Origin of the sequence: Roseivirga seohaensis subsp. aquiponti (assembly GCF_001267955.1) — a bacterium.
Taxonomy (GTDB): Bacteria; Bacteroidota; Bacteroidia; order Cytophagales; family Cyclobacteriaceae; genus Roseivirga; species Roseivirga seohaensis.
Genome location: NZ_JSVA01000018.1, coordinates 168,106 through 181,201 on the forward strand (window position 1 = coordinate 168,106; position 13,096 = coordinate 181,201).

Here is a 13,096-nt window from a genome sequence, read left to right on the forward strand (position 1 = left end):
GCATGAATTATTTTGTTACAGCCATAAGTACTGATAGTGGTAAAACCTTGGTTTCCTCAATTTTAGTAGAGGCCTTGAAAGCCGATTATTGGAAGCCTGTGCAAGCAGGAAAACCATTAGATACAGAAACGGTTAAAGAATTGGTCAGCAATGAGATCACAAGGTTTCATCCTGAAACCCATATATTTAAGCTGCCAGCTTCGCCACATGCTGCTGCAAAATTCGAACATCTGGCCATACAACTAGACGACTTTGTGCTTCCTGAAACTACCAATGATATTGTAATTGAAGGAGCAGGAGGTGTTTTAGTACCTATTAATCAAGAGCATTATGTGATCGATATTGCCCGAGAATTATCTGCTCCAGTAATTCTAGTGGTCAACCTTTATTTGGGCTGTATTAACCATACTTTACTTACGGTAGATTATTTAAAGCGAAATAAAATCCCGGTGTTAGGAATAGTTTTTAACGGAGAGTCAAACTTTGAAAGCGAAAATATTATTGAAGAAAAATCTGGTTATAAGGTGCTGCTAAGACTTCCAAAACTCAGCTTGATCAATAAAGAAATAATAAAATACTGGGCTGACGAACTAATGCTGAATTGGTATGAGTGATTGGATTAAAAGAGATGCTGAAGCGATTTGGCATCCGTTTACGCCATTAAGGGGAATGGAAAGCCCATTTATGGTAGAAAGCGCAGAAGGAGTACACTTATATACGAGTGATGGTGCAAAAATCATTGACGCAATATCCTCTTGGTGGGTCAATTTACATGGGCATAGTCATCCTCATATTTCCAAAGCCATTGCTGCCCAAGCTTCAAAATTAGAACATGTAATTTTTGCAGGTTTTACCCACGAACCTGCCATTCGATTAGCGGAGCGTTTATTAGAAATACTTCCCAAAAATCAATCGAAAGTATTTTATTCCGATAACGGAAGTACCGCTACAGAAGTAGCTATAAAAATGGCTTTTCAGTATTTCTATAATCAAGGGATTAGCAAAAGGAAAATTATAGCCATTGATGGTGCATATCATGGCGACACCTTTGGTGCTATGTCGGTAGGAGAAAGAGGGCCGTTTACCGAACCGTTCGATCCGTATTTGTTCGATGTTAGCTTTGTTGATTTTCCAGAAGAAGGAAAAGAAGAAAAGGTTTATCAGCAATTCAAAACCTTGGTTGAAAAAGGCGATGTGGCTGCCTTTATTTTTGAGCCTATTATTCAAGGTGCATCGGGTATGCGCATGTACAGCAAAGCCTTACTCGATAAGATGATTGCTTTGGCGCATCATCATGAAGTAATTTGTATTGCCGATGAAGTAATGACAGGTTTTGGAAGAACAGGGAAATTATTTGCATCCGATTGGCTCACTAATAAACCAGATATATTCTGTTTATCGAAAGGCCTAACGGGCGGGGCAATGGCCATGGGGGTTACCACTTGCACAGAGAAAATTCAAGCAGCCTATCGTTCAAATGACTTAATGAAAACCTTCTTTCACGGTCATTCATTTACGGCCAACCCAATGACCTGCGCAGCGGCAAATGCATCATTGGATTTACTACTTAACCAAGAAAGTGAAGAGAATAGAAAGCGATTAAATAATCGTCATCTTTCATTTTTGAAAGTAATAGAAAAACATTCTATGGTACGAAATGCCCGAGTTTTGGGAACAATTCTGGCCTTTGAAATGAACACAGAAAAGGATACCTCTTATTTTAATGAGGCGCGCCATTATCTTTATCCCTACTTCATTAGCAAAGGAGTTTTGCTTCGCCCCTTGGGAAATGTGCTCTATTTGATTCCTCCTTATGTAATTAAAGATGAAGACTTAGATTACGTTTATCAAACTATTTTAGAATTCTTAAATCATCCACCTAAACCAGAGAGTACAAAAGGTTAGAAAACAGCTAAAACAACTTAGAAAGAAGGCTTTTAAGTAAAACGGACTTCTACTTTTAGTTGGGTGCAGAACTGAAATTTTCTATTGTGCCAAAAAGCTAGGTTTTGATACCGAGTATTGATTTTATTTTTAACTTTATGCGATTAAAGTACCCATAGTAATAAACCCAGTTTTTATGAAGTTTATCGTTTCTTCAGCAGAATTGCTAAAGCGCCTTTCCAATATCAATGGAGTAATCACTACTAATCCAGTGGTGCCAATCCTTGAAAACTTTTTATTCGAAATTAAAGATGGGCTCTTGACCATCACAGCTTCTGATCTTCAAACCTCTATGATTACAGAGATTGATGTAGAAGCAAAAGAAAATGGAAGCATTGCGGTTCCTGCTCGTATCTTAATGGATACCTTAAAGAACTTACCAGAGCAACCTGTAACGTTTACTATCGACAATGAAACTTACAGTGTTGAAATCAACTCTGATAATGGTAGGTATAAATTGGCTGGTGAAAACGCTACAGACTTTCCTAAAGTACCAGAGGTAACTAACGCTTACCAAGTAGACATGTCTACAGAGGTGTTGAGTAGTGCAATCAATAATACAATCTTTGCTACCAGCAACGATGAATTACGACCAGCAATGACCGGGGTTTATGTAAAGCTGGCAGAAACTAATACTACTTTTGTAGCGACAGACGGTCACCGTTTGGTACGATACAGAAGGGTAGATGTGGCTTCTGATACTGGAATGTCGATCATCATTCCTCGTAAAGCCTTGAACTTGTTGAAGTCTACTTTGCCTTCAGAAAATTCGAATGTAGTGGTGGAATACAATGCATCTAATGCCTACTTCCACTTCAATGCAATAAAAATGATTTGTCGTTTGATCGATGAACGTTTCCCTGATTACGAAAACGTAATTCCTTCAGACAACCCAATCGAAATGAAAATCAACAAAAGTGAGCTTTTAGGTTCGTTGAAAAGGATTTCGATTTATGCCAACAAAACTACACACCAAATTAGATTGAAAATTACAGGTAGCGAACTTACCGTTTCTGCTGAAGATTTAGATTTCTCTAATGAAGCAAAAGAAACTTTGGCTTGCGAGCATGAGGGAGAAGATATCGAGATTGGGTTCAATGCTAAATTCTTAGTAGAAATGTTGAGTAACCTGCATTCTAAAGAAGTTACGCTTCAAATGTCAGCGCCTAACCGGGCCGGACTTTTAATACCTGGTGATAAGGATGAAAGTGAAGATATTCTAATGCTGGTAATGCCAGTAATGTTGAATAACTACTAATTTAACATTGAGCAAAAAACAATGAAAGGAGCTTTAAGCTCCTTTTTTAATTTCAATTCTAAATTTTGGTAACTTCGTCAATTAAAACTGAAAAGTGCTATCTAAAAAAACCCAATACGCGTTCCATGCTTTAACCTACTTGGCCGAAAATCAAGATAAAGGACCTGTGCTTATTTCTGAAATTTCAGAAGAAAGGAAAATCTCATTGAAATTCTTAGAGAACATTCTTTTGGAGTTGAAAAAATCTGGAATTCTAGGCAGTAAGAAAGGAAAGGGTGGAGGTTACTACCTTATTAAACCACCAGAAGAAATAGGTTTGGCAAAGATAATCCGTATGCTCGATGGCCCCATTGCACTGCTCCCATGTGTAAGCTTAAACTATTATGAAAAGTGTGAAAACTGCCAAGAAGAAATTTGCGGCCTTAATGTGGTGATGAGCGAGGTACGGGATAATACGCTTAAAGTGTTGGAAAACAAGTCTTTAAAAGACGTTCTGCGAGAGTACTAAAAAAATTTTACTTAACAGTCTATTAAAATGGTAGGGAATACATACTTTTGTATCCTCAATGTTTCAATAAAAAGGAACCACTATGTTTTTAGACTCAGTCGTAAAAGGAAGAATCGAGAAAGAGGAGCAGCGTGATAGCAATCTTAAAAGCATTTTAAAAACTATCAGCTGGCGAATCGTTGGCACGGTGGATACCATCATGATTTCTTATTTCATTACAGGAGAGGCTGGTCTGGCTCTTTCAATCGGTTCGGTTGAAGTGTTTAGCAAAATAGTGCTCTACTACTTCCATGAACGAGTTTGGTCTTCTGTTAAACTCAAAAAGTAGCGAGATGAAAGAAAAGGTAGAAGAATATAATAGTCGATTTTCCGGTCTTTCAATAGGAGAGGTAATTGACTCGCTCACACAAGAATTCCCCGCTCAGGTTAAGTTTTCAAGTGCTTTTGGGCAAGAAGATCAAGTCATTGCCGACATCATATTTCGTAAGCAGTTGGCGGTAGAAGTTTTTACTTTGGATACGGGGCGATTGTTTCCTGAGACCTATGACTTAATGGAAAAGACAAGGGTGCGCTATAAGCAGGAAATAACAACCTACTTCCCAAAGTCAGAAGATGTTGAGTCACTAGTGAGTGAGAAAGGTTTTTTCAGCTTTTACGAATCGGTTGAGAATAGAAAAGAATGCTGCTACATAAGAAAGGTAGCACCCTTAAAGCGGGCATTGAGAAACACCAAAGTTTGGATTACGGGCTTGAGAGCTGCTCAATCAGATAATCGTCAAAATTTAGAATTGTTTGAGTGGGATGAAGGCAATCAGGTGATAAAATATAACCCCATTTTAAATTGGAGTTATGAAGCCATATTAACCTATTTGGATGAGTATAAAGTACCCTATAACACGCTGCACAATAAAGGTTTTATAAGCATTGGTTGCCAGCCTTGCACTCGGGCAATAAGCACTGATGAACCTGCAAGAGCTGGCCGATGGTGGTGGGAGAATTCGCAAAAAGAGTGTGGTTTACATGCAGTTACAATCAAGAAATAAATACTGATATGAATGTTTTTGACGGGCAATTTCCACGTGAGTTGGAAGATGAGTCCATTTACATAATGAGAGAAGTGGCAGCTCAGTTTGAGCGTCCTGTTTTATTGTTTTCTGGAGGAAAGGATTCTATCACCTTAGTGCGATTGGCTCAAAAGGCGTTTTATCCTGCTAAAATTCCTTTTCCATTATTGCATGTAGATACTGGTCATAATTTTCCGGAAACCATTGCTTTTCGTGATGCGCTGGTGGAGGAGCTTGGGCTCGAGTTGCATGTGCGTTATGTGCAAGATTCTATAGATAAGCAATTGGCGGTAGAAGAATCGGGTAAATATGCCAGCAGAAACTCCCTTCAAACGGTGACTTTGTTAGCTGCTATTGAGGAGTTTAAGTTCGATGCCTGCATTGGTGGGGCAAGGCGTGACGAAGAAAAGGCTAGGGCCAAGGAGCGAGTGTTCTCTGTGAGGGATGATTTCGGTCAATGGGACGCTAAAAAGCAACGACCTGAACTTTTCGATATGCTCAATGGTAGAATAAATGTAGGCGAAAACGTTCGAGTATTTCCTATCTCTAATTGGACAGAGATTGATGTATGGAATTATATCAGAGAAGAAGAACTTGAAATCCCCTCCATTTATTATGCGCATCAGCGCGAAGTTTTTCAGCGAGATGGTATGATTTGGCCAAACTCTACTTTTATCAATAAAGATGAAAGCGAAATAATTGAAACCCGCACAGTACGCTTTAGAACTGTTGGCGATATGACCTGTACGGCCGCAGTAGAATCTGACGCAGATCGAATTGAAAGGGTGATAGAAGAAATTTTAAGCGCCACTATTTCCGAACGAGGCGCTAGAATTGATGATAAACGTTCGGAAGCAGCCATGGAAAAGAGAAAGCAGTATGGATATTTCTAACAAACAAGTTTTACGCATAGCTACAGCAGGAAGCGTAGATGATGGCAAAAGCACACTGATTGGAAGGTTGCTTTTCGATACTAAATCCATTACCTCAGATAAACTGCTGGCCATTGAAGAAAGTAGCCGTAGAAAAGGGCTTGATTATACTGACCTTTCCTTGCTGACAGATGGTTTGGTGGCAGAAAGAGAACAGGGAATTACCATTGATGTAGCCCATATTTATTTCGCTACAAAAACCAGAAAGTATATCATTGCTGATACTCCCGGACATATTGAATATACCCGAAACATGGTGACAGGAGCAAGTAACGCTGATGTTTCTTTGATTTTGATAGATGCAAGAAATGGTTTAGTGGAACAGACCAGAAGGCACCTTTACATTGCTCATCTTTTGCGAGTGCCTAAAGTAGTGGTCTGTGTTAATAAAATGGATTTGGTTGATTACGACCAAGCACTTTTTGAAAGTATAGTGAATGAAGTGAAAGCCTTGGTAGATAAAGCATCATTAACTGGTTTCGATATTTCGTTCCTTCCTATCAGTTCACTTTACGGTGAAAACATAATTACAGATAGTGAGCACATGTCTTGGTATTTAGGCGATTCATTGATTGAGACACTAGAATCAGTTGAGGTAAAATCTCATCAAACAGATTTACCAACTAGATTTCCTATTCAGTATGTAATTAGACCCAAAACTAATGAACATCACGATTATAGAGGCTACGCTGGTAAAGTAGCGAGTGGTACGTTAAAAGTAGGAGATAAGGTAACGGTTTTGCCATCTGGGGCAGTGTCAGAAATTAAATCTATTCAAAAGTATAAAACAGAACTGAAAGAGGCCGTAGCTGGTGAATCAGTAAGTATTCTATTGAAAGACGATGTAGGAGCGAGCCGTGGCGACATGTTGGTGAAGGAAGGCGGCTTAAATTTTGGGAATGAAGTAGTTTCTGAGATTTGCTGGATGGATAATACCCCATTGGTTGTAGGTAAAACCTATAAGATACAACATGGAGTAAGTGAATCAAGAGTAAAGATTTTGGGGCTAAATCATAAGGTAAAGACAGAGAGTTTGTTGGTGGAAACAAATATTTCTGATTTTCAATTAAATGATATTGGAGAAGTAGTTCTTAGATCTTCTAAACCTATTTTAGCTGATTCATATAAAGAGAATCGTAATAATGGGGCCTTTATTTTAATTGATGAATTTACCAATAATACGGTAGGAGTAGGGTTTGTGGCTTAATTAGTTAGGGTTTCTTTGATTGAACCAAAATAATGCATGAGCCAGAACTGAAATAATTAGTATTAGTTTTTTCAGAGTAAAGGAAACTTTGGTTTTGGTGGCCCTAGGTCTTTGTCAAACTCGCAATTTTGGAGAGTTTACTGCTGAAAAACACCTAAAATTAGTAGTAAACTCTGTATGTAATTCTAAACTTAAACATAAGATAAAAGCTAGTTACTTTAGCTTTTCTTTAATATTGAGGTCTACAATATCAATAGCAATATTGTTTGCTTCTTCTAAGAGTCGGTTCAGTTCGATTTCGTTTTCGATCAGGTTAAGAATTAAATTTTTAAACTCTATACTTTTAATTCGTTCATAGTTCACCACTTTCTGTAAACCAAAGTCAACATCCTTAATAAGAAAGTCATTGTAGTATTTCTCCTTCATACTTGTATGGTATTGGGCAACTTCTTTTAAGGCTACATATTTATTTTTTAGGGTGAGTAAACTGTTTTTAAGGTCAGAATTAGAAGTGGTGTAATTGGTGTTGATATAATAATTGAGACCCTCAAATTGGAGGTTGGGTTTATATGTTTTGTTAATTGCGAAAAGGTATTTGGAAATTTCTTGATTTTCTAAATCATCCTCGGCATAAAGGTATCCGCCCGAATAAAGAATTTGAGCCAACTGATTTTCATTTTCAATTAACTCTAGTCGCTCATCTATTAACTTATCAAATTCAGTAATATTCAGTTCTAACTCTGTACGTACCTTTTCAATAGCAGCTTTCTCAAGCTTTAAGTCTTTTGAATCTTCATAGAGTACATTTAGTTGGTAGGCTACAGTAATTCCAAAAATTACAATAAAAATTTCAATGGTATAGGTAATTACATCAGCTTTTTTGATTTTCGCAAGCCTGCGAGAAGTCCCAAATTTCATTCTGTTACGTAGTTTGACATTGAATATAAAGCAATTGACAAAGAAAGTGGTCTTAGAACACTTAAGAAATCATACTTTCTAAAATTACCCCAACATAATAAGCGAGAATAGCTGCTGAACCGCCTAAGAAAAGCGTTTCTAACACACCTCGTATTCGGCTGGTAGAAGTAACATAGCTTTTTGCGTAGCCAATGGCACCAAATGCTACAAAGGTGAGAATGGAAGAATAAAGGAATAAATCGGCATCGAGGCCCCTTGTGTAGTCAATTACATACACAATGAGCGGAATAAAGCCCATCAGTAAAAATGAAATAAAAGTGACCAAGCCCATCTGAAAAGGCGATTTGGTCTCTTCCATCATCTCAAGCTCCTCTTTCATCATTACATCTACCCAGCGGTCTTTATCTTCGGTGATTTTGTCAACCACTTGTTCTAAAAGTTCGCCTTCAAAGCCTTTTGCTTGATAGATTTCCCTGATTTCTTCGCGTTCTTTTTCTGGCAGGTGATCCACCTCCCAGTATTCAATGGCTTTATGTTTATCGTAATTCTGTTTTTCAGATTTGGTGGAAAGATAGCTGCCAACAGACATGGCAAAACCATCGGCAAAGAGGTTTGCAAAACCTAAAATGATTACAACAGCGCTATCAAGGTTAGCACCGGCAGCACCTGCCACAACAGCAAAGGTGGTTACGCTTCCGTCAATTCCTCCATAAATGAATTCACCAATGTATTCTTGGAATTTTGAGAAGAAGGATGTTTTTCCGTGTAAATGGGCTTCGTGATGTTTCTTGCTCATGCTGCTTGAGTTATAGGTTTTAACCTGAATATTTACTCAATATAGCACGATTGCTTTTTTTAAACCCTATTGTCTTTGAATCTTAGCGCCTAAAGCATTTAACCTTTCATCAATATGTTGGTAGCCTCTGTCAATTTGCTCAACATTATCAATTACACTGGTGCCTTCGGCAGAAAGCGCTGCAATAAGCAAGGCCTGTCCCGCACGAATATCAGGAGAAGTCATTCGAATCCCTTTGAGTTTTTGCTGGCGGTTTAAGCCAATAACAGTGGCCCTGTGTGGGTCGCAAAGAATAATTTGTGCTCCCATATCAATCAGCTTATCGACAAAGAACAAGCGGCTTTCAAACATTTTCTGGTGTACCAAAACTGTTCCTTTGGCTTGAGTAGCCATCACCAAAATAATGCTCAAAAGGTCGGGAGTTAATCCTGGCCAAATGGCATCGGCAATGGTCATGATAGAGCCATCAATAAAGGTTTCAATTTCATAATGGTCTTGCCCCGGAATAAAAATATCGTCACCTCTAAACTCCATTTGAACCCCCATTTTTCTGAAGGTGTCTGGAATTAAACCAAGCTGATCAATTCGGCAATCTTTAATAGTGATTTCCGATTGTGTCATGGCAGCCATACCAATAAAACTACCTATTTCAATCATGTCAGGCAGCATCGTATGCTCTGTTCCTCCAAGCGAATCAACGCCTTCAATATGTAACAGATTAGAGCCTACACCTGTGATTTTAGCACCCATTCTATTCAGCATGGCACAAAGCTGCTGCAAGTAAGGCTCGCAGGCCGCATTGTAAATGGTGGTTTTTCCATTGGCCATTGCGGCTGCCATTAGGATGTTGGCCGTACCTGTAACCGAAGCTTCCTCTAAAAGCATGTAAGCGCCTTTTAGTTGCGAAGCATCAATGTGGTACATACCCGTTTCGGCTTCGTAAAGAAAGCGTGCGCCTAATTTTTGAAAACCAATAAAGTGGGTATCGAGTCTTCTGCGACCAATTTTATCTCCTCCTGGTTTCGAAATTTTTGCCTTACCAAAACGCGCTAATAGAGGTCCTAAAATCATTACCGAACCACGTAGCGATGATGCTTTGGTCCGGAACTCTTCAGTTTCTAAATAATCGATGTTTACATTTTTTGCACAAAAGCGGTAACTCTCTCCCCCTAAGAATTGCACTTCTACACCCATGGCGCCAAGCAATTCGATTAGTTTGTTTACATCACGAATATCAGGGACTTTGTGAAGTGTAACGGGTTCTGGAGTGATTAAAACAGCACACAAGATTTGTAATGCTTCGTTTTTAGCACCTTGTGGAGTGATTTCTCCACTCAATTTGGTACCGCCTTCAATTACAAAAGATGCCATTAATTATGCACGTCTACGTTTTGTGTAATTCTTTTTTCTGTTTTGGTTAGACGAACCAGAGGATGGTCTTCTTTCTCTAACACTGGTATTGAATAAACCTTCTTCTTTGATTTTTTCAATATTTACTTTCAATTGCCCCTTCGACATTCTGTGAATGTGTTGAGCAATTACTTCGTCTTCAATATTGTCTTTGTTCCAGTTAGAAAAGAAGCTTTTCATTAAGCGGCCAATGTGAATTATCGCATTTTCACGAGATTCTTCATCTTCCATTTCCACTGCCAACTTCACCATTGTTTCTAAGTTTCTACCATAATGCCGGAACTTGATTTCATCGGTTTTGTATTCCATACGCTGAGGCTTTTTTCCAATTGATTCTTTCTCTGGCATTGGAAAAGGAGATTCAACGTCTAAATCAAAGCGTGACATGATGTATAAATCATCCCATACTTTTTGATCGTATTCGGCATTTTCGCGAAGCAAATTAGGGTTAATCTGACGCATAAGGTCAGTGAGCGTTTGCGCATATTGATTGCGCTTTTCTTTGTCTTCTACGGTTTTGATATATTCAACCAGTTTCTGTACGTTTCTGCCGTACTCCTTCTGGATTACATCTTCTCTTTGGGTATTATATTCTAAACTCATGTTTTCAGTTTTCACTACGAAATTAACAATTATTCTGGAAGAAGAAGGTCTATTTAATGCTAGATATGAATCGGTTTGAGTGCCGTTTTATAAACTTGATCCTTCTTTCGGACTAATATATTTTCAACGCGTATGGCGTTGGCTTGTTATGGCTGTAAGTTAATTCTTTTTTATTCTACAATCCTAAGCTTCGCGAAGCTCAATAACAGGGTTTTTTCACCGAAGTTCTCAAATATCACCCTAGCTTTTTTATTCGAACCTTCGATATCCATTTTATGTACTTTTCCGAAACCGAATTTAGGATGCTCCACTTTCATTCCTTCTTTCAGGTTTGAAATATCACTTGGGGTAAAATTATCTGAAGGTTTATGGTACGATAAAGGTTTTTTAGGCGCGGTATTTCTATTTGCAATTAAGTTTCGGGCGTAGTTTGAACCTACCTGTGGTGCGTTTCTATTAGGGGTAGGGCTAAAACTTGAAGGTTTTTGTTCGCGACTTCCGTATTTGGTGTTAACCTTGATGTAACTCGGGTCTACTTCCTCAATAAATCGGCTGGGCTCGCAATTGAGCAGACGGCCATAACGATAGCGTGATAGCGCATAGGAGAAATAGAGGTTTTCCTTTGCTCGAGTAATGGCCACGTAGAATAGACGCCTCTCTTCTTCCAAATCGGCTCTGCTACTCATCATCATTTGGGAAGGGAACAGGTCTTCTTCCATGCCCACAATGAACACATTCTTAAACTCAAGCCCCTTGGCAGAGTGTATGGTCATTAGAGTTACTACATCGGTCTCTTGATTTTCCTTGTCATTGTCGGTTAACAAGGCGATGTCTTGCATGAAGTTATTCAGCGATTTATCCTCAACTTCTGGCGTATCGACAAACTCTTTGATGGCATTCAGTAATTCCTGAACGTTTTCATAGCGGTTCAAGCCCTCTATGGTTTTGTCTTCATAAAGTTCTTTTAACAGGCCAGAATTTTTGGCAATATGACTGGCCGTTTCAAAGGCATCTTTGGTTTCAACATAAATCATAAAACTCTTGATGAGCGTTACAAAGTCGTTGATGGCGTTGGCGGCTCGACCGGGTAGAAAGGAATTTATATTGGTGAGTACTTCCCAAAGTGGAATATCATGCTCGAAAGCCGCTACAACAATCTTTTCTACAGAAGTTGGCCCAATACCTCGTTTCGGTAAATTGATAATTCTTCGGAAAGATTGTTCATCGTTTGGGTTGATGGCAAACCTTAAATAGCCCATCAAGTCCTTAATTTCCTTTCTTTGATAGAACGAGAGCCCACCATAAATGCGATAGGCAATTCCTGATTTCCTCAGTGCTTCTTCAATGGAGCGCGATTGGCTATTGGTTCGGTACAGAATAGCGAAATCCTCGTTTTTGTAATTGCGATTGGCCTTTTGCTCGAAAATCTCTGAGGCTACAAACCGTCCTTCCTCATTGTCTGAAACCGATTTAATTAATTCAATTTGATTGCCATCGTTGTTAGCCGTCCAGACGGTCTTTTTCAATTGGCTTTTATTTCTTCCAATTACTGAATTTGCCGCGTTTACAATGTTTTGAGTAGAACGGTAATTTTGTTCTAGTTTAATAACCTTGAGGTCTGGAAAATCTTTCTCGAAATTCAGAATATTTTCGATGTCCGCTCCGCGAAAAGCATAGATACTTTGTGCATCGTCTCCCACCACAGCAATATTTCTATTTACTGCAGAAAGCTTTTTTGTAATCAAATATTGAGAAACGTTCGTGTCTTGAAACTCATCTACCAGTACATATTGAAACCTATGTTGGTATTTGTTCAATACGTCTAAATGATCTCTGAACAATACGTTGGTATTGAACAGCAGGTCGTCAAAGTCCATAGCATCTGCTTTTTTACAGCGCAAACTATAGGCTTTGTACAGTCGACCCATTTCTGGTTTCATGGCCGAATCATCATCGGCTTTATAGATGGGGTTTGTGGTGTATTCCTGCCAAGAGATTAACCTGTTTTTGGCACTAGAAATTCTACTGAGTACCGTGTTGGGCTTATAAACTTTATCGTCTAACCCGTATTCTTTAACAATATTTTTAATGAGCGATTTAGAATCGTCTGTATCGTAAATGGTGAAATTACTTGGGTAGCCTAACTTACCAGCTTCTGCCCTAAGAATTCTGGCAAACACCGAGTGAAAAGTGCCCATCCATAGATTTCTGGCATTAGAACCCACAACGCTCTCAATCCTTTCACGCATTTCTTTTGCGGCCTTATTGGTAAAAGTGAGGGAAAGGATATTGAAAGGATCAACTCCTTTATCCTGCATTAGGTAAGCGATACGGTAAGTAAGTACCCTAGTTTTTCCGGAACCCGCACCAGCAATAATCATGGTAGGGCCTTCCGTATTCACTACTCCTTCGTATTGGGGTTCATTAAGGGAAGAGAGGTAATCCATTCTGCACAG

General features: G+C 38.8%; 13 protein-coding genes. 8 read left to right on the forward strand and 5 right to left on the reverse strand.

Annotation, left to right across the window (positions count from 1 at the left end; genetic code table 11):
- Positions 1–2: 2 nt before the first annotated feature.
- The 8 genes from bioD to OB69_RS15840 all read left to right on the forward strand — a co-directional run bounded on the left by bioD (position 3) and on the right by OB69_RS15840 (position 6,913).
- Complete coding sequence (bioD, locus tag OB69_RS15805; protein WP_053224718.1) at positions 3–614, forward strand: dethiobiotin synthase; 612 nt, start codon at positions 3–5, stop codon at positions 612–614.
- A complete protein-coding gene (gene bioA / locus OB69_RS15810; protein WP_053224719.1) occupies positions 607–1,905 on the forward strand; it encodes an adenosylmethionine--8-amino-7-oxononanoate transaminase in 1,299 nt (432 codons plus the stop codon). The genes bioD and bioA overlap by 8 nt, the downstream gene beginning before the upstream one ends.
- A gap of 175 nt (positions 1,906–2,080) precedes the next feature.
- A complete protein-coding gene (gene dnaN / locus OB69_RS15815; protein WP_053224720.1) occupies positions 2,081–3,202 on the forward strand; it encodes a DNA polymerase III subunit beta in 1,122 nt (373 codons plus the stop codon).
- A gap of 94 nt (positions 3,203–3,296) precedes the next feature.
- Entirely contained in the window at positions 3,297–3,710 is a 414-nt protein-coding gene (locus tag OB69_RS15820; protein ID WP_053224721.1) for an RrF2 family transcriptional regulator, read from the forward strand.
- A gap of 82 nt (positions 3,711–3,792) precedes the next feature.
- Complete coding sequence (locus OB69_RS15825) at positions 3,793–4,038, forward strand: DUF2061 domain-containing protein (protein ID WP_053224722.1); 246 nt, start codon at positions 3,793–3,795, stop codon at positions 4,036–4,038.
- 4 nt (positions 4,039–4,042) lie between these two features.
- Positions 4,043–4,753, forward strand: a complete 711-nt coding sequence (locus tag OB69_RS15830; protein ID WP_053224723.1) for a phosphoadenylyl-sulfate reductase — start codon at positions 4,043–4,045, stop codon at positions 4,751–4,753.
- 8 nt (positions 4,754–4,761) lie between these two features.
- On the forward strand, positions 4,762–5,667 hold the full coding sequence (cysD, locus tag OB69_RS15835; RefSeq protein WP_053224724.1) for a sulfate adenylyltransferase subunit CysD: 906 nt from the start codon (positions 4,762–4,764) through the stop codon (positions 5,665–5,667).
- Positions 5,654–6,913 carry a sulfate adenylyltransferase subunit 1 gene (locus OB69_RS15840; RefSeq protein WP_053224725.1) on the forward strand — a complete coding sequence of 420 codons (1,260 nt, stop codon included), beginning with the start codon at positions 5,654–5,656 and terminating at the stop codon, positions 6,911–6,913. The genes cysD and OB69_RS15840 overlap by 14 nt, the downstream gene beginning before the upstream one ends.
- Before the next feature lie 213 nt (positions 6,914–7,126).
- On the opposite strand, the gene OB69_RS15845 is transcribed toward OB69_RS15840, so the two are convergent.
- From OB69_RS15845 to OB69_RS15865, 5 genes are all read right to left on the reverse strand, one after another.
- The gene (locus tag OB69_RS15845; RefSeq protein ID WP_053224726.1) at positions 7,127–7,831 is read right to left on the reverse strand and encodes a hypothetical protein; all 705 of its coding nucleotides are present in this window, start codon (positions 7,829–7,831) and stop codon (positions 7,127–7,129) included.
- A 61-nt stretch (positions 7,832–7,892) separates the two neighbouring features.
- Entirely contained in the window at positions 7,893–8,627 is a 735-nt protein-coding gene (locus OB69_RS15850) for a VIT1/CCC1 transporter family protein (RefSeq protein ID WP_053224727.1), read from the reverse strand.
- A 66-nt stretch (positions 8,628–8,693) separates the two neighbouring features.
- Complete coding sequence (gene murA, locus OB69_RS15855; protein ID WP_053224728.1) at positions 8,694–9,998, reverse strand: UDP-N-acetylglucosamine 1-carboxyvinyltransferase; 1,305 nt, start codon at positions 9,996–9,998, stop codon at positions 8,694–8,696.
- A gap of 3 nt (positions 9,999–10,001) precedes the next feature.
- Positions 10,002–10,640 carry a DUF4290 domain-containing protein gene (locus OB69_RS15860; RefSeq protein WP_071387043.1) on the reverse strand — a complete coding sequence of 213 codons (639 nt, stop codon included), beginning with the start codon at positions 10,638–10,640 and terminating at the stop codon, positions 10,002–10,004.
- A gap of 170 nt (positions 10,641–10,810) precedes the next feature.
- On the reverse strand, positions 10,811–13,087 hold the full coding sequence (locus OB69_RS15865; protein ID WP_053224730.1) for an ATP-dependent helicase: 2,277 nt from the start codon (positions 13,085–13,087) through the stop codon (positions 10,811–10,813).
- Positions 13,088–13,096: the final 9 nt, after the last annotated feature.

Bases quoted from the DNA above. Each gene is read 5' to 3' on its own strand.
- bioD (WP_053224718.1), top strand. From the start codon at position 3: ATGAATTATTTTGTTACAGCCATAAGTACTGATAGTGGTAAAACCTTG.
- bioA (WP_053224719.1), top strand. From the start codon at position 607: ATGAGTGATTGGATTAAAAGAGATGCTGAAGCGATTTGGCATCCGTTT.
- dnaN (WP_053224720.1), top strand. From the start codon at position 2,081: ATGAAGTTTATCGTTTCTTCAGCAGAATTGCTAAAGCGCCTTTCCAAT.
- OB69_RS15825 (WP_053224722.1), top strand. From the start codon at position 3,793: ATGTTTTTAGACTCAGTCGTAAAAGGAAGAATCGAGAAAGAGGAGCAG.
- OB69_RS15830 (WP_053224723.1), top strand. From the start codon at position 4,043: ATGAAAGAAAAGGTAGAAGAATATAATAGTCGATTTTCCGGTCTTTCA.
- cysD (WP_053224724.1), top strand. From the start codon at position 4,762: ATGAATGTTTTTGACGGGCAATTTCCACGTGAGTTGGAAGATGAGTCC.
- OB69_RS15840 (WP_053224725.1), top strand. From the start codon at position 5,654: ATGGATATTTCTAACAAACAAGTTTTACGCATAGCTACAGCAGGAAGC.
- OB69_RS15845 (WP_053224726.1), bottom strand. From the start codon at position 7,831: ATGAAATTTGGGACTTCTCGCAGGCTTGCGAAAATCAAAAAAGCTGAT.
- OB69_RS15850 (WP_053224727.1), bottom strand. From the start codon at position 8,627: ATGAGCAAGAAACATCACGAAGCCCATTTACACGGAAAAACATCCTTC.
- murA (WP_053224728.1), bottom strand. From the start codon at position 9,998: ATGGCATCTTTTGTAATTGAAGGCGGTACCAAATTGAGTGGAGAAATC.
- OB69_RS15860 (WP_071387043.1), bottom strand. From the start codon at position 10,640: ATGAGTTTAGAATATAATACCCAAAGAGAAGATGTAATCCAGAAGGAG.
- OB69_RS15865 (WP_053224730.1), bottom strand. From the start codon at position 13,087: ATGGATTACCTCTCTTCCCTTAATGAACCCCAATACGAAGGAGTAGTG.